The following is a 21630-nucleotide window of genomic DNA, read 5'->3' as shown; positions in this document are numbered from 1 at the left end:
CGTGATGGCGGCGATCCGGAGCCGGCTGGCTGCACGGACTCTGGCGCCGGGCGACCGCTTGCCCTCGATCCGGCGCTTTGCCGCGACGATGAAGGTTTCACCCTCCACCGTCGTCGAGGCCTATGATCGCCTCGCGGCGGAAGGCCTGATCCGCGCAAGGCAGGGTTCCGGTTTCTATGTGACAGGCGGCGGCCTGCCGCCCCTGGCGCTGACGCAGGCCGCCTCGCCGCAGGAGCTTGTGGTCGATCCGTTCTGGGTCTCGCGCCAGTCGCTTGATGCCGAACCGGGTGCGTTGAAGCCGGGCTGCGGCTGGCTGCCGGCCGACTGGATGCCGGATGAGGCTCTGCGCCGCGGCTTCCGGGCTTTGGCGCGGGCCGATGGCGCCATCCTCACCGACTACGGCGGCACGCGCGGCGCCTCCGTCCTGCGCCGGCTCCTGCTCGGGCGCTTCGCCGAGGCCGGGCTTGCGGTCTCGGCCGAGCAGCTGACGCTGACCGGCTCCGGCACGCAGGCGCTCGACCTGATCTGCCGCTTCCTGCTGCGGCCGGGCGATGCGGTCCTCGTCGACGACCCCTGCTATTTCAACTTCCAGGCGCTGCTGCGGGCGCATCAGGTGCGGATCCTGAGCGTGCCCTATACCCCGTCGGGGCCGGATATTGCGGCGTTTGAGGCGGTCGTCGCGGCCGAACGCCCGCGCCTCTACCTGACCAATTCCGGCCTGCACAATCCGACTGGCGCCAGCCTGTCGCCGCAGGCCGCCTATCGCGTGCTGAGCGCTGCCACAGCCAACGACATGATCATCGTCGAGGACGACATCTTCGCCGATTTCGAACCGGAACCATCGGCACGGCTGGCTGCGCTCGACGGGCTGGAGCGCGTCATCCGGATCGGCAGCTTTTCGAAGACGCTCTCGGCCGCGGTCCGCTGCGGCTATATCGCCGCGCGGGCGGATTGGATCGACGGGCTCGTCGATCTGCAGGTCGCGACCAGTTTCGGAGGCCCCGGCCCGGTCTCGACGGAGCTGCTGGCGGGTGTCCTCGCCGGTGGCAGCTACCGCAAGCATATGGAGGAGCTGCACAGGCGCCTGGCTCAGGCGCGGCGCGAGGTTGCAGCCCGCCTGGAGCCGCTCGGGATTCGGCCCTGGCTGATGCCACGCGGCGGCTTCTATCTCTGGTGCCGTTTGCCGGAGGACGTGGATTCCGCCGAGCTTGCCCGCCTTGCCGTGATGCAGGGCGTCGTGCTGGCGCCGGGCAATGTCTTCAGCGTCGCCCAGATGGCCGGCAACTTCATGCGTTTCAACGTCGCCCAGTCGCGCGATCCGCGCGTGATCGAGGAGCTTGGGCAGGCGATGGCCGCCATGCGGCAGCAGGGCGGGGCTGCCGCCCACGATTGATCCAGAGCAGTATGGGCATGTGCCGCACTCGTCAGCCCGGCGCCCCCCTGATATAGACCGCGGCAATAACCGGCCCGGCCGGACAGGACCGAAAGTTTTGAGATCATGCATCTGAGGATCGGCACGCGCCGCAGCCCGTTGGCGATGGCCCAGACCAACCACGTCATGGGCCTGATCCGGGAGAAATTCCCGCAAGCGGAATTCACCCTCTGCCAGATCGCCACCATCGCCGACCGCGACCGCGTCTCCGAGTTCCACCAGTTCGGCATGGTCGGCGTCTTCGCCGTCGAGCATGAGCAGCAACTTGTGAAGCGCGAGGTCGATTTCGTCGTCCATTCGCTGAAGGACCTGCCGACCACCTTGCATGAAGGCCTCGTTCTCGCCTCGGTGCCGCCGCGTGAGGACCCGCGCGATGCGCTCTGCGGCGCGACCATGGCCACGCTGCGCCAGGGCGCTCGCGTCGGCACGGGCTCGCTTCGCCGCCGCGCCCAGATCCTGAACCTCCGGCCTGACGTCACCGTCGTGCCGATCCGCGGCAATGTCGGCCCTCGCCTGGCCAAGATCGGCGGCGAGGATGCGCTCGACGCGGTCATCCTGGCGCAAGCCGGACTGCGCCGGCTGGGCATGGACGAAGCCTCTTCGGAGGCGCTTGCGCCGTCCCTGTTCCCCTATGCGGTCGGCCAGGGCGCGCTCGGGCTCGAGGCCCGCGCCGAGGATGCGGCGGTGATCGAGGTGCTGAAGGCGATCGAGTGTCCGCAGGCCCGTGCCGAGGCCGAGGCCGAGCGCGAGATGATGCATGCGCTCGGGGCCGGCTGCAGCCTGCCGGTCGGCGCCTGCGTGACATGGCAGGACGGCCGCCTGACGCTGCATGCGCAGGTGACTTCGATCGAAGGCACGGAGCGCGTCGTCGCCGATCAGAGCGCGGCACCGGAACAGGCACGGGAACTCGGCCTCGCTGTTGCGCAGATCCTGAAGGAGCGGGGCGGCGTCGCGATCCTCGAGAAGAGCTACCGCGGGCACTATCCGAGCTTCAAGTCGTTGTAGGCGCCGCTATCCTGAGCGTGGCACCTCGGTTCGAGGGGCTCGCTAGATTGGATCGCGCGGGTCGTCGACGCTGGGCTTGCCCAGCATCGCCTCCCCAGGGCCGCGCGAGCGCGCCCAGAAGGTTGCAAGGACAATCCCGATCGGCACGGCGATCAGGACAATCCAGATGAGAAAGCTCCAATCGCCGGTCATGGGTTTGTCCTCCCCGGCTCAGGCCTTGGGCGGAAGCGAGCCGCGATCGAAGACCGGGATCGCCTCGGTCTTGCCGCGTAGCGGCCTGCCGACGGGCACGTCCTCCGCCGCCTGCCGCACGGCCTCTTCCGCTTCCGTCAGCCCATCCGGCGTGTCGTTGGCATCGCTCCCCGCATCATGGATGTTGGTGCGGTCGCTGACACGCTGGCTCTCGCTGGGGTCGGTCTCGGCGGCGGCCTGACCGGCGTTCGCGGGCTTGCGTTCGTCCTCGAGCAGGGCGGGATTCTCGCGCTTCCTGTCGGGCTGGGCCATGGCGGTCTCCTCTGAAAAGGCTTTCAGGACCAAGCTCTGAAGGGTGGCATTGTTCCCCCGAGCTTCAGGCGGCGAGCAGCCCCAGAGCGCGTTCGATCCGCGAGCAGCCGGCCTTGGCGCGCGCCTTCGCGTAGCTCTTCTGCAAGCGGCCGCTGGCATAGGCATCGATGACGATCGCGTGGACATAGCTCTTGCGCACGACCGCCGGCGTGTTGACCAGCTTCTCCGAGATGGCGCGCATGATGTCCGCGAGCTGGCGCTTGCGGCCAGCCTCGCTCGCCACCGCCTCACCAGCCAAGAGAAGTTCGGCCGCGGCGGCATTGGCGGCGAGCATGCGCAGATCCTTGCTGCTGACGGGCAGGCCGCAGGCGCGCTTGAGATAGGTGTTGATCTCGGCCGCGTGGATCGATGCGACGGAGCCGTCTTCGCCGCGATACTGCAGCAGCCGGCGGCCGGGCAGGGTGGTGATCCGGGTGATTGCGCGGGCCAGTGGCGCATCGTCGATGGCGCAGGAGATGTCCTTGCCGCTCTTGCCACGGAAATGCAGCGCGACCCGAGTGCCCGTCAGCGTGACGTGTCGCTTGAGCAGCGTCGATGTGCCGTGGCTGCCGTTTTCCTTGGCGTAGGTCTCGTTACCGACGCGCAGATGGCAGCGATCGATGATCGCGGCCGCGCAGGCCAGTGCCTTGTCGCGCGACAGAGTCCGCGCCTTGACATCGGTTGCGATGCGCGCCCGCAGCTTCGGCAGCGCCTCGATCAGCCGGGCGAGCCGCTTGAGCTTGCGCCGTTCCCGCACCTTCTCCCAGTCCGGATGGTAGCGATGCTGGATGCGGCCGGCCTCGTCATGGCCGATCGCCTGGAGATGGGCGCGCGGATCGGCCGCGATGCGGACATCCTCATAAGCCGGGGGAATGGCCAGTGAGCGGATGCGGGCGAGGGTGGCCTCGTCGCTGACCTTGCCGCCCTCCGCGTCCCGGTAGCCGAAGGAGCGGCCGTGGCGAACGCGACGGATCGTGAGTTCATCTGACGAAACGCGCCGCAGTCGTGTCACGGCGGAAAGGCGTTTAGCCTGCGGGGAAACCGGCATGGGCGGGCGCTCGCGGGGGGCCGCTGCGAAAACGGCGCCATTGGCCAGTTGGTTCCGCTCAGTCGAGCATATTCACCACATTTCGACAAGCGCGCAGGTTTCTGGGGATGCATGCGCGAAAAACAGTGGCAAATCCCGAGTTGGCTCGCCAAGACTGTCAAAAAAATTGAACGATATGTTTGGGGAGATGACGGTGCCGCGCGTTTTGATCGCCGAGTTCATGCATGAGACGAACACCTTCAGTGTTCAGCTCACGGACGAAGCCACCTTCAGGGCGCATGGCGCCTATCGCGACAATGAAATCCCGGGCGCCTTCCGCGGCACACGCACTTCGATGGGCGCGGCCTTCGAGGCGGCCGACAAGTTCGGCTGGAGCCTGGTCCACCCGCTGGTGACCGGCGCCAATCCATCCGGCCGCGTCACCGATGCCGCCTTCGATCTGTTCGCCGGCCAGATCTGCGATGCCGCTCCGGGCGTTGACGGCGTGCTGCTGCATCTGCACGGCGCGATGTCGACCGAAAGCTCGGATGACGGCGAGGGCGAGTTGCTGGCGCGGCTGCGCAAGCGCATCGGCCCGGACATTCCGGTCGTCGCCGTGCTCGACCTGCATGCGACGGTGACGCAAGCTATGGCCGACAACGCCAATGCGCTGATCTCCTACCGCACCTATCCGCATATCGACCAATACGAGCGGACCTGGCAGGCGGCGGAGCTGCTGCAGCGCGCGCTGAAGGGCAAGATCAAGCCCAAGGTCGCGCTCGCCCGGCGTCCGATCCTTTACGCGCTCGACGGCGGGCGCACTACTTCGCCGCCTTTCCTCGAACTGCTGCGCCGTGGCGACGCGCTGGAAGCCTCGGGCGATGCGCTCGTCGTCAGCGTCCAGGCCGGCTTCTCCTCGGCGGATGTCCACGATATCGGCCCCTCGATCGCGGTCACGGCCGATGATCGCGGCAAGGCGCAAACCATCGCCGAAGAATTGATGGATTACGCCTGGGAGCAGCGCCGCTTCTCCTCGATCCATTTCACGCCCTTGGCCGAGGCCATGGCCCGCGCCAAGGCCGGCGAGGCCGATACCGGAAAGCCCGGCTACAAGCCTGTGGTGATCTCGGATTACTCGGACAATCCCGGCTCCGGCGCCTATGGCGACGCCACCAACCTGCTGCGCGCGGTCCTCGATGCCGGGCTGAAGAATGTCGGCTTCCATGCGATCAACGACCCCGAGGCTGTGCTCGCCGCCCAGGCGATCGGCGTCGGCAAGCGCGGCCGGATCAAGCTCGGCGGCAAGGTCGATCCGACCATGGGCGGCGCGCCGCTCGATCTCGACGCTCACGTGGTCGCGATCACCGACGGCTATTTCCTCTGCCATGGCCCGATGGCCGGCGGCGTCTGGCGTAATTACGGGCTCTCGGCCCTGCTGCGCGTCGACGATGTCGAGATCATCGTCATCACCCATAACGGCCAGGCGACCGATCTCGCGCAGTTCACCTCGCTCGGCGTCGATCCGACCCGGAAATCGACGGTGATCGTCAAGTCGATGCAGCATTTCCGCGCCGCCTTCCAGCCGATCGCGCGCGAAGTGCTGGAGGTCGATACCGGCGCACTCTCGACGCGCAACTTCAAGGAGCGGCCCTACAAGAAGGTCCGCCGTCCGATCTTCCCGCTCGACGATATCTGACCGCCGCGCGCAGGCGTCGGCGACGACTTGATTTGAGGAGAACACCATGGCGATTCAGGCCGATATCGTATTGCGCAACGGGCCGATCTGGTGCGGGCGCGAGGAAGGCGTCGTCGAGGCGCTGGCGATCTTCCGCGACAAGGTCCTGGCCGCCGGCAGCGATGCCGAGATCAAGCCGCTGATCGGGCCGAAGACCCGCGTCATCGACCTTAAGGGCCGGCTCGCGACGCCGGGTCTGAACGACTCGCACCTGCATCTGGTCTCGCTCGGCATGACCATGGGCTGGGTCGATTCCAAGCCGGAGAGCGCGCCGACGCTCGATGCCCTTCTCGGCGCCATCGCGGCCCGTGCCGCACAGTCGAAGCCCGGCGAATGGATCCTCTCGCGCGGCTATGACCAGACCAAGCTCGACACCGGCCGTCACCCCTATCGCGAAGAACTCGACCGCGCCGCGCCGAACAATCCGGTGATGCTGGTGCGCGCCTGCGGCCATATCGCGATCTGCAACTCGGAAGCGCTGCGCCTCGGCGGCATCGACGAGACGTCGCCGACGCCGCAGGGCGGCCTGATCGAGCAGCAGAACGGCCGCCTGACCGGCCTGCTCGCCGAGAACGCCCGCGCTCCGGTCCAGGCCGCGATTCCGGCAGCCACCGAAGAGGACATCATCGCCGGTATCGAGCGCGGCGGGCAGTATCTGCTCTCGCTCGGCATCACCAGCTGCATGGATGCCGCCGTCGGCCAGAAGGGCGGCTTCCGCGAGATCGCGGCCTATCACCGCGCCAAGCGCGACGGCCGCCTGCCGGTCCGCACCTGGCTGACCCTGCTCGGCGATGACGGCCGCTCGATCGTGCCTGATTGCTACGACGCCGGGCTGATCTCCGGGACCGGCGACGAGATGCTGATGATCGGCGCGGTCAAGCTCTTCCTCGACGGTTCGGCCGGCGGCCGCACCGCCTGGATGACCGAGCCCTATCTCGGCGAGGACAAGACCACCGGCGTCTGGATGTGGGAGGATGCCGAGCTCGAACGCATGGTGCTCGATGCCCACAAGAAGGGTTACCAGCTCGCCTGCCACGCCATCGGCGATGCCGCGATCGAGCAGCTCATCACCGCCTATGAGAAGGCGCTCGCCGCCTACCCCGACCCGGACCGTCGCCACCGTATCGAGCATTGCGGCTTCTCGACCCCCGAGCAGCACGAGCGCATGGTCAAGGCCGGCATCTATCCCTGTCCGCAGCAGGTCTTCATCCATGATTTCGGCGATGCCTATGTGAAGGTGCTCGGGCCGGAGCGGGCGCTGCCGAGCTATCCCTTCCGGACCTGGTTCGATCTCGGCCTGAAGCCGGCGACGGGCAGCGACGCGCCGGTCTGCGACCCCAACCCCTTCCCGAATTTCCACACCATGCTGACCCGCCAGACCTGGAAGGGCACGGTGATGGACGAGCGTCAGCGCGTGTCGATCGAGGAGGCCTTGCAGGCCTATACCGAGTTTGGCGCCTTCTCGCAGAAGCAGGAGAACGTGAAGGGTCGTCTCGCGCCGGGTTTCCTGGCCGATGTCGCGGTGTTCTCGCGCGATCTGCTGACAGCCGATCCGGCCGCTATCCTGGGCGACACGCGCTGCGATCTCACCATTCTCGGCGGCGAGGTCGTCTACGAGCGTTGAGCGCATTTTCGAGCGAAAAGGACCGGTTCGCGAGAAGAAAATGCGAAAGAGAATCCCGAAAAGCCCCGCGACACCGTGAATCGCGGAGCTGTTCGGGGAATTTGACCGCGCGGGGGAAGACAAGCGCGGCAAAGCCGTTATGGTTCCACTTGAAACAAACAACTCCGGATCAGCCGGAGCAGATGGGAAACGGGAGGAAAAATCGTGTTGTTGAAGAAATTTGCCTTCGCCACCGCGCTGACGCTGGCAGCCTTTACGATCTCGGCGCAGGCTCAGGAGCCGCGCCGCGGCGGAACGATTCGCTTCACGGCGCCCTATGGCGCCTCCTTCGTCAGCAATGACAGCCATGTCTCGAACCAGATCCAGGACGAGATCTACGGCTACGCCCTGCACAGCATGCTGTTCCGCTGGGATTCGAAGGCCGGCAAGCCCGAGCCCGAGCTCGTCAAGAGCATGACCACCTCGGCGGACGGGCTGACGCATACGCTGAAGCTGCGCGACGACGCGTTCTTCCACAATGGCCGCAAGATGACGGCCGACGATGTGATCTGGTCGTTCACGCGTCTTGTCGATGGTTCCAAGAACTATCCGGGTGCGAGCCGCGTCGTGCGCATCAAGGGCGCCGAGGCCGTCCGCAAGGGCGAGGCCAAGGAGATTTCCGGCCTCAAGAAGATCGATGATTTCACCATCGAGATGACGCTGACCGATCCGGCCGATCCCAGCTTCCTGTTCTATGCTGCCACCACGGCGATCATGCCGGCCAAGGAAGCGCAGCAGCCGGACTTCTTCAACAAGCCGATCGGCCTCGGCCCGTTCAAGTTCGTCGAGCATGTGCCCGGTTCGCGCATGGTCTTCGAGCGCTGGGAGAAATACTACAAGCCCGGCAAGCCCTATGCCGACAAGCTGGTGATCTCGCCGATGGGCGAGGCGGCTGCGCGCGACGTCGCCTTCCGCAACAAGGAGATCGACGTCTCGATCCTCGGCTCGACCCAATACGTTGCCTACAAGGCCGATCCGAACCTTTCAAAGGGCATCCTGGAAGTTGCGGAGGTCTTCACCCGCAACATGGGCATGAACCCGGAGTTCAAGCCGTTCTCCGACAAGCGGGTGCGCCAGGCGATCAACTACGCGATCGACAGCGACCTGATCATCAAGCGCCTCGTTCGCGACAAGGCCTATCGCGCGGTGAGCTGGCTGCCGAGCTCGGTCCCGGCCTTCGACAAGAACGCCAAGCCTTATGCCTTTGACCCGGAGAAGGCCAAGAAGCTCCTGGCCGAGGCCGGTTATCCCGATGGCTTCGAGTTCGAATGGACGGCGACGCCGAACGAGAGCTGGGGCATTCCGATCGTCGAGGCGACGATTCCCATGCTCGCCAAGGTCGGCATCAAGGTGAAGGTCAAGCCGGTCGAGACCTCGGCGCTCGGTGGCGTCATCGCGAAGGGCGACTTCCAGGCCTATATCTGGTCGAACACCTCCGGCCCCGATCCGTTGACCGCGCTGAAGTGCTTCCACTCGGCGACGCCGCGCTCGTCGTGCAACTACACCACCTTCAAGAGCGCCGCTTTTGACAAGTTGTTCGAGGAGGCCGCGGCCGAGAGGGACGCCGGCAAGAAAATCGAGCTCATGAAGAAGGCCAATGCGCTGCTGCAGGACGAGGCTCCCGTCTGGTTCTTCAACTACAACAAGGCGGTGATGGCCTATCAGCCCTGGCTGCATGGCCTGCAGGCGAACGCTACGGAGCTCGCGCTCCAGCGTTACGAGGATCTCTGGGTCGACGCGTCTTCGCCCGCAGCGAAGTAAGCGCGCCTCCGCGGAGGTTTCCGCCAGCTCGAAGACATCCGTCATCCCGGATCGGTGCGGCCATGCCGCCCGTCCGGGGTGACGGAGACATTCGGGCCTTGACCTGAGTCCGCCCTGCGGCGGCGATCAGGAGTTGACCATGCTGCCCTATGTCTTCCGCCGTCTGCTGCAGGCCATCCCGATCCTGCTTGCGGTCGCTGGGCTCGTCTTCGTGATGTTCAGCGTCATTCCCGGCGACTTCGCCTCGACCCAGATGTCGGATGGCCGCTCGGTTGTCGATGCCGAGCAGGTCGCGCGCATGAACAAGCAGTTCGGCCTCGACGAGCCCGTCTATGTGCGCTTCGTGAAATATGCCGGGAAGCTTGCGACGCTCGATCTCGGCACCTCGTTCCGCACCCGCCAGCCGGTGATCAATTCCCTGCTTGAGCGGATCTGGCCCAGTCTTCAGCTGGCCATCGCCGCGATGGCCTTCGCCATCGCGCTGGGCATTCCGCTTGGCTTCCTGGCCGCGCTGAAGCCGGGTGGCTGGCTCGACATGCAATCGATGTTTGTTGCCGTGTCGGGCCTGTCCCTGCCGCAGTTCTGGCTTGGGCTGATGCTGATGTATGCCTTCGCGCTGGTTCTCGGCTGGTTTCCGAGCTTCGGCTATGGCGACGGCAATCCGCGCTACATCGTACTGCCGGCGGTCGCACTCGGCGTGGCGCCGCTCGCATTGCTGGCCCGCACGACGCGCGCTGCCGTGCTCGAGGTCATGAACGCGGACTTCGTTCGCACCGCTCGCGCCAAGGGCAACAGCGAGGTCCGGGTGATGCGCTGGCATGTGGCGCGCAACGCCATGGTCATCGTGCTGACGACGCTGGGGCTGCAATTCGGCTCGATCATGGGCGGCGCTGTCGTGATCGAGAAGCTTTTCGCCTGGCCGGGCATCGGCTCGCTCTTGGTCGACAGTGTGTCGCTGCGCGACATTCCCGTCGTCCAGGCCTGCATCCTGCTGCTCGTGCTCTTCTTCCTCGTCGTGAACATCATCGTGGACGTGCTCTGCGCTCTGATCGATCCGCGCATCAAATACACCTAGGGGCGGGGCAGCAGATGAAATTCCGGGCTAATCTCTGGATCGGCGGCGCGCTCTTCGCTGCCGTCGTGATCGGCGGGACGCTGGCACCCTGGCTGGCACATACCGACCCCGTCATGGACGCCAATCTGATGAATGCCGAGGTTCCGCCCGGCGCCGAGTTCTGGTTCGGCACGGATGCGCAGGGCCGCGACATCTACAGCCGGGTGCTCTACGGCGCGCGCATCTCGCTGACGGTCGGCATCGTCTCGCAGCTGATCAACACCGTGATCGGCGTGGCGCTGGGCATGTCGGCGGGGTATTTCGGCGGCTGGTGGGACGATTTCGTCAACGGCCTGACCAACCTCATGCTGTCGATCCCCTCGCTGGTCTTTGCGCTCGCCATCATGGCGATTCTCCAGCCGGGCCTGACCAGCCTGCTGATCGCGCTCGGCCTGACCAACTGGTCCTATACCTGCCGGCTGTCGCGCGCCGCGACGCTGTCGATCAAGCAGCAGGGCTATGTCGAGGCGGCGCTCTCCTTCGGCTCGAGCAATCTGCGCATCATGCTGCTGCAGATCCTGCCGAACATCGCGGGCCCGATCATCGTCATCGGCACGCTCGGCATGGGCGGCGCGGTGCTGGCGGAGGCGGCGCTCTCCTTCCTGGGTCTCGGCATCCGCCCGCCCTTCCCGAGCTGGGGCTCGATGCTCTCCGACGCGCGCGACCAGATCACCACCGCGCCCTGGATCTCGATCTTCCCGGGCCTCGCCATCTTCATGACCGTGCTCGGCCTCAACCTGCTGGGTGACGGCCTGCGCGACATCCTCGACCCCCACTCACAGCTACGCAAAGCCTGACAGTAGAGCCTATGACCACGCCAGACCTGATCGACCCGCCGCTCGAGACCATCCGCTTCCATGGGCTGAAGGCGGGGCCGAAACTCCTCGTCTTCGGCGCCGTCCACGGCAACGAGACCTGCGGGCCGAATGCCATTGCCCGCGTGATCGAGGATTGTCGCGCCGGCCGGGTCGCGATCCAGCGCGGCGAGGTCACCTTCCTGCCCGTCGCCAATCCGAAGGCTTATCGGCAGAACACCCGCGAGGGCGACCGCAACCTCAACCGCGACCTGCGCGAGCGGCCACAGCCCGATGACAACGAGGACCGGATCGGCAACCGCCTCTCCGCCATCCTGCGCCAGCACGACATGCTGCTCGACGTCCATTCCTTCACCGGGGAGGGCGTCCCGTTCGTCTTCTTCGGGCCGGACGACAATCGCGGCGCGCTCGAACCCTTCCGCCATGGTGCGGCCGAGGCTGCCTTCGCCGCCTGCCTCGGCGTCGACCTGATGATTCATGGCTGGCTCGACATCTATGTCCGGCTGATCGCGGCGCGCGAGCGCCTGAACCTGCCGCGCCTCGCTGTCACCGAGGGCTTCGGCACGACGGAGTTCATGCGCTTCGCCGGTGGCTATGGCGTCACGCTCGAATGCGGGCGTCACGACGACCCGGCTTCGGTCGATGTCGGCTACAAGGCGATCCGCAACGTACTCGTCCATCTCGGCCTGACCGACGAGGCGCCGCCGGTTCGAGCCGAGCGCACCGTCGTTCACATGGACGATCTTGTCATCTGCGAGGCCGAGGGCGACCGGGTCGAAGGTTCGTGGAAGACCGGTGACCGCGTCGCCAAGGGCACGCCGATCGCCCGCCGCGCAGACGGCACCGTCGTGACGATGCCGCGCGACGGCTTCATCATCTTCCCCAACCCCAAGGCCAAGCCCGGCGAGGGCATCTGCTATCTCGGGACGGAGAGCCGGCGCCGGCCCTGAACGTGGCCGGCGCGGCTTTACTGCACGATGCCGCGCTTGCTGCCGAAGCCGGGGATGCTGCAGCCGCAGCTTGAGCCATAGGGCAGGGGTGGCGTCGGGCAATCGCCCCGGCTGGTCACGCACATATTCCCATAGCGCGGCTGCCTGTAATATGGGCGCTCATAGCCGTAATCGCGACGGTCATAGCGCCGCCGCGGACGATCATCGTCATCGTCGTCATCATCGTTATAGGACGGTCCGCCGCGATAAGGCCCGCCGTAATACTGGGCCTGGGTCGGGATTGCGCTGAGCAGGACGGCGCAGGCGAGGGCCGAAACCGTGAGCTGGCGACGCAGCATGGTTCTTCCTTTCCGTTTCCTCGCCGGCGAGTGGGCCTGGCGAGACGTTTCACTGTCTCCTAGCGGGTTCATGATGAACGCAGGCTGAGGCGGCCAGGAGGCAAGGGAAAGGAACGGCGAAGCTGGTCGATGGATCCCGCTACGCGCCCGGTGTGACAGTGCTGGCTTTGTGAAAGGCAGCGACCCTACCCGTCGCTCTTGTCCGTCTTGCCACTGCGGCCGAGGTCGATCTGCTTTTGCAGGCCGAGCATCACGCTGAACGAGGTCACGGGGGTGAGGCCGGTCTCCTTGGTCTTGCGCCAGGCGCCGGTAACGGTGCCGATCAAGCCCTTGCCCAGGTTGTGCTGGTAGTCGATGCCGACACCCTTCTGGTCCGAGCGGGCATCGAGGCCGACATAATCGTCGGTCTTGCGCCGGGCCGACAGGCTGACGGCATTGTCGTCGTCGATCCGGGCCGTCAGTTTCGCCTCATGCGCCGTCACCAGGTTGATGACGGAGAAGGGCAGGGTGGTGTCTTCCACTGTGCGCAGCGAGCCGAGGTCGAGCGTGAACCGCTCATAGGGCAGGCGCAGCTTCGCCGTATAGAGCAGGCTCTCGACCGCATCGAACTCCTTCTCCGGGAAATAGGCGCGGAACGGCGAGAGCGAGGCCTCGATCGCGGCACCCTTCAGCTCCGTCGAGAAGAACAGGTTGGGTTGCAGCCGGTTATGGTCGCGTCGGAACCCGAGATAGTCGACGCCCTCGATATAATGGATGCGTGCGGCGCTGAAGGAGAGGCCGATTTCGGTCTCGCCCGATCGCCAGGCAGCACCCGTCGTCAGCCCCAGCGTGCCGAAATTCTCGTCGCGCGGCAGGAAATCGCCGAGATTGAAGACGTTGCGCTCGTTCAGCGCCGTCATCCGCGCTTCCCCGCTGGCGAAGAGGCGGAAAGCGCCGATGCTGTGATCGAGCCGCTCGCGCCAGGACAGGCTGCTTTTCCGGCGTGACCAGCTCTGTTCGCTGCTTGCCGTCAGGGAGGATTGCAGCGCGCTGGCCTCGCCAAGGCTGAAGCCGTGCTTCAGCGTCAGCGAATGGGCGCGGGCGGAAGCGAGCGCCCGCGGATCGTAATGCGTCTCGACGAGCGACAGGTTCAGCCCATAGCCGTCCTGCACTGTGCCGTGCAGGTAATCCCAGGTTGCATAGGTTGTGGCGACAGGAGTGCCGTTCGCACCCTGGACACCAGCGGGATTGCTGTCGAAGCCGCCCCGAAGCCCGATAACGGCGATCGAACTTTCCTTATCTTCGGCCGGCTTCTCAGTTGCGAGCGCAAGGGAAGCGTGAAAGACCAATGCGAGAATGATGATTTTCTGCATCGACGTCGCCGTGATCTGAAAATTTATTTCGCAATCATGGTTTATAACGGTTAATTGATCGTAAATTATACCGGTTTTGCTCTTATATGTATTCGGATAGATTTAGATATAGCGCGAATGATTTGAGGTTTAGTTTCAAAGTGTACCTTCCGGTTGTAAATTAACTTTACTCGGTATGGTTAATTTTGAGAGAAGGTTGCTTGAAGAGGTTGTTGCAACCTATACGTGTTTCGTCGCTTCCGGCCCGGAGGCGAAACAGGGAGAAGCAAGATGAAATACGCGTTTGTTCTCGCTACGGTTGCAGCTTTCGCCGTGTCCCCCGCTATGGCCGGTGGGCGAGGCGGTTCGCTTCTCGGCGGCATCATCGCCCCGGTGACGACGGCCGTGTCGGGCGTCAAGATCAATGCGCTCAACAATGTCAGCGTGCTCAGCGGCAACGGCATCGCCAACGGCAACAAGGTCGGCGTCGTCGCCCCGGTGAAGGCGATCGTCTCCCGCAACGGACTCGTCGGCGGCCTGCTCGGGGGCTTCGGTCACGGCTGCGGCTGCAACTGATCGCAGCGTCCGCCCTCCGATGCGGAGCCTGGAACGGGGCTGGCATCTGCCAGCCCCTTTTCGTTTCTGCCCGATATCGAGCAAGCGATGCGATCCCTAAAATGCCCGGGATCGGGCTGACGGGTTCTTAGAGCCTCGCGCGTAGAGGCATCGCCATGCATCTGCTGATGAGGCCCCGTAGACGCGCCGCGCAGCTTCCCGCGGATATCGAGATCGAGATCATCTCGCGTCTCTTCGCGGCCCTGCCTCAGATCCTCTGCATTGCGGCCGGGCTGATCGTCGGCTCTGCGATCATGGCCGTGCAGACCGGCGAGACGATCTTCTGGTGGCTGACGGCAGCAGGCGTCGTGACGACCCTGCGGCGCATCGCCAACATCGTCAGCTTCAAGCGGCGCGATCCGGCGCGCAAGCTATCCCTGGCGGAAGCGCGGCGCTGGGAGGCAGGCTACGCCTATTCCGCCTTCGCCTTCACGCTCGTCATCGCGGCATTGACGCTGGCCGCCGCCGCGACCGACCATGCCGGCGGCTTCGTGCTCAGCCTCGGGCTCACCATGGCGCTGACGGCAGGGTCCTACTTGCGTACGCTCCGCTACTGGATCTGCGCCGTGCTCTCGACCATCGCGATCGGCACGCTGGTCGTCGCCTTCCTGGCTTCCGGCGATCCGCTCTATCAGGCGCTGAGTGTGCTGCTCCTCGTCTATCTCTATTCGATCTATGAGAGTTCGGATTACATCATCGGCCAGTTCGAGGAATTGCTGATGGTGCGCCGCGAACTCGACTTCGCCGCCAGTCACGACTCCCTGACCGGGCTCATGAATCGCCGCGGGCTCGATCGTGTGCTGCGCGAGGCCGGCGAAAGCGGCGAGGCGCTCGGCCTGCTGCTGCTCGATCTCGACGGATTCAAGCTGATCAACGACCGCCACGGCCATCACGCCGGCGACGATCTGCTCAAGCAGGTCGCGATGCGCCTGAAGGGTGTCGTCCGGCCGGGTGACAGCGTGGCGCGGCTGGGCGGCGACGAATTCGCCCTCGTCGTGCGCAGCGTCGAGGATGCGGCTGCGCTGTCCGAGATCGCCGACCGGGCCGTGTCGGTCGTCATGGCGCCGTTCATGCTGATGGGGCAGCTTGTCACCGTCGGCGCGAGCGTCGGGGTATCCGTCAAGTCGGAGCAGGATACCACGCCCTGGACGGCCGAGGTCCTGACGCGTGCGGCCGATCAGGCCCTTTACGGCGCCAAGCGCGCCGGCAAGGGCCGCAGCATGGTCGCCCACTGGGACGACGTCGCCTGACATCGCCATAGAGGGAAGGTAGCTTGATCTCGGCGCGGTGTTCACCTACCGTCCGGCAGGTAGCTCGCTGGTGGCGCTGCAGAAAACGGGAGAAGGCGATGTCGGCTGTCGGGAAGCCTGCTGTGGAGGGCGCTCGCCGCTCGCCTTACTTCACGGAAGAACATGAGGCGTTGCGCGACCAGGTCCGCCGCTTCGTCGAGGCCGAGATCAAGCCGCATGCCCTGCAATGGGAGGAGGACGGCTTCGTCCCGCGTGCGGTGCTGCGCAAGATGGGCGAGCTCGGCTTCTTCGGCATCCGCTATCCCGGCGAGTATGGCGGCTCCGAGATGGACACGATGGCGACCGTGGTTCTGGCCGAGGAACTGGGGCGCTCGACCTTCTCCGGCGTCGCCATCACCGCGCTGGTCCATACCGACATGGCCTCGGTCCATATCGCCAATGCCGGCAGCCCGGCGCAGAAGGACAAGTATCTGCCCGGCATCATCGCCGGCGAAAAGATCGTCGCGGTCGCCGTGACCGAGCCCGATGCCGGCTCCGACGTGAAGGGCATCCGCACCACGGCGCGGCGCGAGGGCGACCATTACGTCCTCAACGGCGCCAAGATGTTCATCACCAACGGCGTCCATGCCGATCTCTATTGCGTCGCCGCCAAGACGGACCCGCAAGCGCGGCCGTCGCAATCGGTCTCGATCTTCCTCGTCGAGAAGGGCACGCCGGGCTTCTCCGTCTCGCGCGCCCTCGACAAGCATGGCTGGCGCTCGTCCGACACTGCCGAGCTCTCCTTCGTCGATTGCAAGGTGCCGGCCGAGAACCTGCTCGGGCAGGAGGGCCGCGGCTTCTACGCGATCATGAGCAATTTCCAGAACGAGCGCACCGTGATCGGTGCCATGGCGATGGGCGAGGCGCAGGCCGCCATCGACCTGACACTGGACTACGTGAAGACGCGAAAAGCCTTCGGCGCACCGCTTTGGGAGAAGCAGGCGATCCGCCAGCGCCTGGCCGAGCTCGCGGGCAAGGTCGAGGCCGGGCGCCAGCTCGTCTACCACGCCGCCTGGCTTGACGCGCAGGGCTTCGATGCCACCCGCGAGGTCTCGATGGCGAAGGCCTATTGCGGCGAGCTGGTCAACGAAGTGATGTACGATTGCCTGCAGTTCCATGGCGGCATGGGCTACATGCGCGAAAGCGCGATCGAGCGCATGACCCGTGATGCCCGCGTCCAGGCGATCGGCGGCGGCGCGACCGAAGTCATGCTCGAGGAAGTGGCGAAGCGGCTGTGAGGGCTGAGCGTCATCCCGCACGCGCCGCAGCACTGCGCGCGCAGCGCACATGGGATGACACCCTATGAGTGAAGCCGCGCACACCCGGCCGCCGACCGAAGGCGGCTCGCGCCGGCTGATCCTTGACCATGCAGCGCGCCTGCTGCGTGGCGGCGGCTACCATCAGACCACCTTGCGCGAGATCGCCGAGGCTGTCGGCATCCGCAAGGCCAGCCTCTATTACCATTTCGGCTCGAAGGAGGAGATCGTCGAGGCGGTCGTCAATGACGGCGTGCACTTCGTCCATGAGGCGGTCGTCGCGGCGCTCGCGGCGGAGGAGGGGGCCTCGCCGCGCGTGCGGCTGGAGGCTGCAGTCCGGGCGCATCTCGCTGCCCTGCACGGTCATGGCGACTATACCTCAGCCAGCATCAAGGTCTTCACCTTCGGCGCGGCGGCTGTGCCCGAGAGCGTACGCGCGGTACGCCGCGCCTACGAGGATGTCTGGCGGGGGCTGATCGCCGAATGGCAGCAGGCCGGCGGCATGCCCGCAGGCAACTCGCCTGACGTGCTGCGCCTGTTCCTGCTGGGCGCGCTCAACGGCTCGACCGATTGGTATCGGCCGGAGCGCCATGCGATCGACGCCTTGGCACGTGAGTTCGTGGCGTTGCTCTCGCCGCATTGAGTGGCTGCCCCGCCTCCCATGCAGGGGCGGGCGGCATCGTCATGGCTGACCAAGGCGTCGGCGGTTGCTAGCATCCCCATGCGGGGCCGTCGGTCGCCTCGCGATCTGACGAGGATTCTTCGCCTGATGCGCGCCTTCTATCACCCCGACCAAGCCCTCCACGATCCCCAGCAATATATGCGCTTCGGCAAGGTCGTGGCTCCCAAGGACCTGCCGGAACGGACGGAGCGCCTGCTCGGCGCGCTCAGGAAACATGGCATCACGCCGGAGAAGCCCGCAGCGCATGGCACGGACCCGGTCCTCGCGATCCATGATGCCGGCTTCGTCAAGTTCCTGGAGACCGCCTGGGCGCGCTGGCAGGACCTGCCCGCCGAACGCGGCCCGGAAGTCTGGCCGAGCACCTTCCCCTATTGGAGCGGCCGCCCGGACGAGGATGTCCGCCCGCCCTGCCGCCCGACCGGTTTCATCGGCCAGCTCGGCTGGTATCTCGGCGATCTCTCGGTGCCGATCGGCGAGCATTGCTGGCATTCGACGCTGCGCTCATCCGAGACCGCGGTGTCCGCCGCCGATGCGATCCTCGCCGGCGAGCGCGCCGTCTATTCGCTCTGCCGCCCGTCCGGCCACCATGCCCGTGCCGACCGCGCCACCGGTTTCTGCTATCTCAACAACACCGCGATCGCGGCCCAGCGCCTGCGCTCGAAATTCGGCAAGGTCGCGATCCTCGATGTCGACGCCCATCACGGCGACGGCACGCAGCAGATCTTCTATCGCCGCAACGATGTGCTGACGATTTCGGTCCATGCCGATCCGACAAACTACTACCCCTTCTTCACCGGCTATGCCGACGAGCGCGGCAACGGCCCGGGCGAGGGCTTCAACCTCAACCTGCCGCTGGCGCATGGTGCGGGCGGGGCCGCGATGGAGGCTGCGGTTGAGCAGGCCGGCAAGGCGATCCGCGATTTCGGCGCGGAGGTCGTGGTGATCGCGCTCGGCTACGACGCCCATAAGGACGATCCGATCGGCGTGCTGAAGCTGGAAGCCAGTGATTTCGGCACGATCGGCCGGCAGGTGAAGGGTTTCGGCCTGCCGACGCTGGTGGTGCAGGAGGGCGGCTACGCCATCGAGGCGATCGGCGACTGCCTCGACGCGTTCCTGGGCGGGTTCAAGTAGCGCCTGTCTTCGTAGCCACACGTGTCATCCCGTGCGCGCTGCAGCGTGTAACGCTGCTGTGCAGACACGGGACCGCGTGACGAGAAGGTGCCTCTTCTTGAGAACGATCCCGCCTCTGCGCCGCAGCACTGACGTGCCGCAGCGCGTGCGGGATGACACTCTTCAGTGCCGCCTGAAACGCCTCAGATCGCCGCCTCGATCAGGAACGGCCCCTTGCGGCTGAGCGCGGCCTTGAACAGGCTCGTGAACTCCTCGGCCGTCGTGGCCCGCGCCGCTTCGACGCCCATGCCCTTGGCCATCATCACCCAGTCCAGCGCCGGCTCGTCGATGTTCAGCATCAGCGTGGCGTTGCGGCCGAAATCATTGACGCCGACGGCGCGCATCTCGCCATGCAGGATCTGGTAGGTCCGGTTGGCGAAGACGACGGTGACGATGTCGAGATTCTCGCGCGCCTGCGTCCACAACCCCTGCACCGTGTACATGCCCGAGCCGTCGGCCTGCATCCCGATGACCTTGCGGTCAGGGCAGGCGACGGCCGCGCCGACAGCGAGCGGGATGCCCTCGCCGATCGCGCCGCCGGTGAGCTGGATATAGTCGTGCTGCGGCGCGCTGTGGCAGTCGTAATAGAAGCTGCGGCCGGACGAGACCGACTCGTCGCAGACGATGCAGTTCTCCGGCAGCAGCGCCGAGACGATGGCGCAGGCCTTGTCGGCATCGAGCTTGCCGGTCGGCAGGCCGGGCTGCTCCTTGCGCGGCGGGGCGATGTAGAGCGGGGCCGTCTTGGTCGCGCCCATCTCCTCGGCGAGCCCGGTGATCGCCGCCGGCAGGTCGTCGCCGGGGATCGCGAGCTTGGCGACCTCGCAGCCGTCATGGATCAGGCGGCCGGGCTTGCCGGGATAGGCGAAGAAGCCGACCGGGACCTGCGCGCCGACGAGCACGAGATAGTCGACATCCTTGAGCTGATCGAGCGCCTTGTCGATCGGGTAGAACACCTTGGGCATGGCGACGCGGCCAGCACCGCGCTGGATGCGCCCGTTCGACATCTGGCTGAAGATCTGGGCGCCGGTCACCGCGCAGATGCGCGCGGCCATCTCCATCGGCTTCTCGCGGAGCGCGAGGCCCGTCAGCATGATCGCGGCGCGCTTGCCATGCTTGCGCAGGCCGGCCGCGACCTCGCGGATCGTCGCGTCATCGACGCTCTTCAGCGCCGGCAGCTCGGTCGGCTTCAGAGTGGCGGGTTCGACGCTGCCCCAGGCGCAATCAGCCGGCAGGATCACGGTGGTGACGCCGGGCAGCGTCAGCGAGGCGACATAGGCTTCCCCGATCGCCGGGCCGACATCCTCCGGCGTCGCGATGCGGCGGACGAAATGCGACATCGGCTCGGCCAGGCTCTCGATATCGCTGGTCAGCGGCGCGTCGTGCTGGAGATGGTAGGTCGCATGGTCGCCGACGACGTTGATCATCGGCGTGCGGGCGCGCCTCGCGTTGTGCATGTTGGCGAGCGCGTTGGCCATGCCCGGCCCGCAATGCAGCAGCGTCGCCGCCGGCTTGTCGGCCATGCGGGCATAGCCGTCGGCCGCACCGGTCACCACGCCCTCGAACAGGCCGAGCACGCAGCGCATTTCCGGCTTGCGGTCGAGCGCCGCGACGAAATGCATCTCGGAGGTGCCGGGATTGGCGAAGCAGGTATCGACGCCGTTGATCAGAAGCGTGTCGCAAAGGCGGTCGGCGCCGTTCATTGGGAAACCTCGACTCACAGAAAATAAGGGCGCCCCTCGCGCCGGCGGGCGGAAGAGGAGGAAATTCCCTCTGCCCTGTCAAACGAGAGAATGTCATGACTTCCCCAAGCGGCGCTGATCGGCGGCTTGACCTGTTTGCATATGCAATTAGGCTGTTTTGGAACGAAGGTTGCTTTGCGCCGCAAATGACGCTCCACGCGTCAGCGTGGTGCATCGGCCGAAAAACCGGGGAAGGGTTTCAATCATGGCAGTTTTCAAGCGCATCGGTGCGACTGTCGGCTTCGGCCTCGCGGCGCTTCTCGCGGCGGGTGGCGCCCAGGCACAGACCAAGGTCAGTATCGGCATTTCCGGCTGGACTGGCTTCGCGCCGCTCGTGCTCGCCAAGGAGGCCGGCATCTTCGCGAAGAACGGCCTCGACGTCACCATCAAGAAGATCCCGCAGAAGGACCGCCACCTCGCCATCGCCTCCGGCGACATCCAGTGCGCCGCGACCACGGTCGAGACCTGGATCGTCTGGGATGCGGCCGGCATCAAGACCAAGCAGATCTTCCAGCTCGACAAGAGCTACGGCGCCGACGGCATGGCCGTGCGCAAGGATGTCGCCGCGATCAAGGATTTGAAGGGCAAGACGGTCGCGGCTTCCGCGCCCGGTACCTCGCCTTATTTCGCGCTGGCTTGGATGCTCAAGGAGAACGGCCTCTCGGTGAAGGACGTCAAGGTCGTCAACATGGAGCCCGGCCCCGCCGCTCAGGCCTTCATCGCCGGCCAGAACGACGCCGCCATGACCTATGAGCCCTATCTCTCCACCGTCCGTGACAAGCCCGATGCCGGCAAGATCATCGCCACCACCCTCGACTATCCGATGGTGATGGACACCTTCGGCTGCACGCCCGCCTTCCTCGTCAACGACAAGGCCGCGGCCGCGCTGACCCAGAGCTATTTCGAGGCCCTGGAGATGATCAAGAAGGACCAGGCCAAGGCCTATGAGATCATGGGCGCCGACGTGAAGCAGACCGGCGAGCAGTTCGGCAAATCGGCGGCGTTCCTGCGCTGGTCGGATGCCGAGGGCAACAAGAAATTCTTCGCGGGCGACTGGCAGGCCTTCTCGGCCAAGGCCGCCGACCTGCTGCTCGAGATCGGCCTGCTCAAGGCGAAGCCCGATCTCGCCTCGCTGGTCGATACGCGGTTCGTCGCCGGCAAGTAA

20 protein-coding genes are annotated in these 21630 nt (G+C 65.9%); 14 read left to right on the top strand and 6 right to left on the bottom strand.

Going from position 1 to position 21630, the window contains the following annotated elements:
• Positions 1-4: 4 nt before the first annotated feature.
• Complete coding sequence (locus BLQ70_RS04800; RefSeq protein WP_091856180.1) at positions 5-1393, top strand: aminotransferase-like domain-containing protein; 1389 nt, start codon at positions 5-7, stop codon at positions 1391-1393.
• A gap of 105 nt (positions 1394-1498) precedes the next feature.
• On the top strand, positions 1499-2437 hold the full coding sequence (gene hemC / locus BLQ70_RS04795; RefSeq protein ID WP_091855994.1) for a hydroxymethylbilane synthase: 939 nt from the start codon (positions 1499-1501) through the stop codon (positions 2435-2437).
• Positions 2438-2479: 42 nt separating this feature from the next.
• On the opposite strand, the gene BLQ70_RS25555 is transcribed toward hemC, so the two are convergent.
• From BLQ70_RS25555 to BLQ70_RS04785, 3 genes are all read right to left on the bottom strand, one after another.
• Positions 2480-2629: a hypothetical protein gene (locus tag BLQ70_RS25555; RefSeq protein ID WP_170843311.1), complete on the bottom strand. Its 150-nt coding sequence runs from the start codon at positions 2627-2629 to the stop codon at positions 2480-2482.
• Positions 2630-2647: 18 nt separating this feature from the next.
• Positions 2648-2941: a hypothetical protein gene (locus tag BLQ70_RS04790; protein ID WP_091855993.1), complete on the bottom strand. Its 294-nt coding sequence runs from the start codon at positions 2939-2941 to the stop codon at positions 2648-2650.
• Between the two features lie 64 nt (positions 2942-3005).
• Positions 3006-3992, bottom strand: coding sequence for a DNA topoisomerase IB (locus tag BLQ70_RS04785; RefSeq protein WP_244511899.1), 987 nt, complete (start codon positions 3990-3992; stop codon positions 3006-3008).
• A 229-nt stretch (positions 3993-4221) separates the two neighbouring features.
• Here BLQ70_RS04785 and BLQ70_RS04780 point away from each other — a divergent pair, with 229 nt between their 5' ends.
• The 6 genes from BLQ70_RS04780 (at position 4222) to BLQ70_RS04755 (ending at position 12045) form a co-directional block, all read left to right on the top strand.
• Positions 4222-5703 (top strand): M81 family metallopeptidase, encoded by a 1482-nt coding sequence (locus tag BLQ70_RS04780; RefSeq protein ID WP_170843310.1) that lies wholly within the window; start codon positions 4222-4224, stop codon positions 5701-5703.
• A 46-nt stretch (positions 5704-5749) separates the two neighbouring features.
• The gene (locus tag BLQ70_RS04775; RefSeq protein ID WP_091855990.1) at positions 5750-7366 is read left to right on the top strand and encodes an amidohydrolase; all 1617 of its coding nucleotides are present in this window, start codon (positions 5750-5752) and stop codon (positions 7364-7366) included.
• 210 nt (positions 7367-7576) lie between these two features.
• A complete protein-coding gene (locus BLQ70_RS04770) occupies positions 7577-9166 on the top strand; it encodes an ABC transporter substrate-binding protein (protein WP_061965097.1) in 1590 nt (529 codons plus the stop codon).
• A 139-nt stretch (positions 9167-9305) separates the two neighbouring features.
• Positions 9306-10241 carry an ABC transporter permease gene (locus BLQ70_RS04765; RefSeq protein ID WP_091855989.1) on the top strand — a complete coding sequence of 312 codons (936 nt, stop codon included), beginning with the start codon at positions 9306-9308 and terminating at the stop codon, positions 10239-10241.
• 14 nt (positions 10242-10255) lie between these two features.
• Complete coding sequence (locus BLQ70_RS04760; protein WP_061965093.1) at positions 10256-11077, top strand: ABC transporter permease; 822 nt, start codon at positions 10256-10258, stop codon at positions 11075-11077.
• An 11-nt stretch (positions 11078-11088) separates the two neighbouring features.
• Positions 11089-12045, top strand: a complete 957-nt coding sequence (locus BLQ70_RS04755; protein WP_091855988.1) for a succinylglutamate desuccinylase/aspartoacylase family protein — start codon at positions 11089-11091, stop codon at positions 12043-12045.
• A 17-nt stretch (positions 12046-12062) separates the two neighbouring features.
• Here BLQ70_RS04755 and BLQ70_RS04750 read toward each other — a convergent pair whose 3' ends face one another.
• Both BLQ70_RS04750 and BLQ70_RS04745 read right to left on the bottom strand, forming a co-directional pair.
• Positions 12063-12383, bottom strand: a complete 321-nt coding sequence (locus BLQ70_RS04750) for a hypothetical protein (protein WP_091855987.1) — start codon at positions 12381-12383, stop codon at positions 12063-12065.
• 185 nt (positions 12384-12568) lie between these two features.
• The gene (locus BLQ70_RS04745; RefSeq protein WP_091855986.1) at positions 12569-13735 is read right to left on the bottom strand and encodes a hypothetical protein; all 1167 of its coding nucleotides are present in this window, start codon (positions 13733-13735) and stop codon (positions 12569-12571) included.
• 270 nt (positions 13736-14005) lie between these two features.
• Between BLQ70_RS04745 and BLQ70_RS04740 the strand changes: the two genes are divergently transcribed.
• The 5 genes from BLQ70_RS04740 to BLQ70_RS04720 all read left to right on the top strand — a co-directional run bounded on the left by BLQ70_RS04740 (position 14006) and on the right by BLQ70_RS04720 (position 18687).
• Positions 14006-14290, top strand: a complete 285-nt coding sequence (locus tag BLQ70_RS04740) for a hypothetical protein (RefSeq protein WP_139163486.1) — start codon at positions 14006-14008, stop codon at positions 14288-14290.
• A gap of 167 nt (positions 14291-14457) precedes the next feature.
• The gene (locus BLQ70_RS04735) at positions 14458-15579 is read left to right on the top strand and encodes a GGDEF domain-containing protein (protein WP_170843309.1); all 1122 of its coding nucleotides are present in this window, start codon (positions 14458-14460) and stop codon (positions 15577-15579) included.
• A gap of 98 nt (positions 15580-15677) precedes the next feature.
• Positions 15678-16856, top strand: coding sequence for an acyl-CoA dehydrogenase family protein (locus BLQ70_RS04730; protein WP_091855984.1), 1179 nt, complete (start codon positions 15678-15680; stop codon positions 16854-16856).
• Between the two features lie 64 nt (positions 16857-16920).
• On the top strand, positions 16921-17517 hold the full coding sequence (locus BLQ70_RS04725; RefSeq protein ID WP_091855983.1) for a TetR/AcrR family transcriptional regulator: 597 nt from the start codon (positions 16921-16923) through the stop codon (positions 17515-17517).
• Between the two features lie 126 nt (positions 17518-17643).
• A complete protein-coding gene (locus BLQ70_RS04720) occupies positions 17644-18687 on the top strand; it encodes a histone deacetylase family protein (RefSeq protein WP_091855982.1) in 1044 nt (347 codons plus the stop codon).
• A gap of 182 nt (positions 18688-18869) precedes the next feature.
• Here the strand turns inward: BLQ70_RS04720 and BLQ70_RS04715 are convergent, their stop codons facing one another.
• Positions 18870-20426: an acetolactate synthase large subunit gene (locus tag BLQ70_RS04715; protein WP_091855981.1), complete on the bottom strand. Its 1557-nt coding sequence runs from the start codon at positions 20424-20426 to the stop codon at positions 18870-18872.
• Between the two features lie 244 nt (positions 20427-20670).
• Between BLQ70_RS04715 and BLQ70_RS04710 the strand changes: the two genes are divergently transcribed.
• Complete coding sequence (locus BLQ70_RS04710; RefSeq protein WP_091855980.1) at positions 20671-21630, top strand: ABC transporter substrate-binding protein; 960 nt, start codon at positions 20671-20673, stop codon at positions 21628-21630.

The sequence above is a fragment of the Allobosea robiniae genome, from assembly GCF_900102525.1.
In the GTDB taxonomy this organism is placed as follows: Bacteria; Pseudomonadota; Alphaproteobacteria; order Rhizobiales; family Beijerinckiaceae; genus Allobosea; species Allobosea robiniae.
Note: the sequence above shows the minus strand (reverse complement) of the source record. Positions and strands in the feature narration are given on the sequence as shown.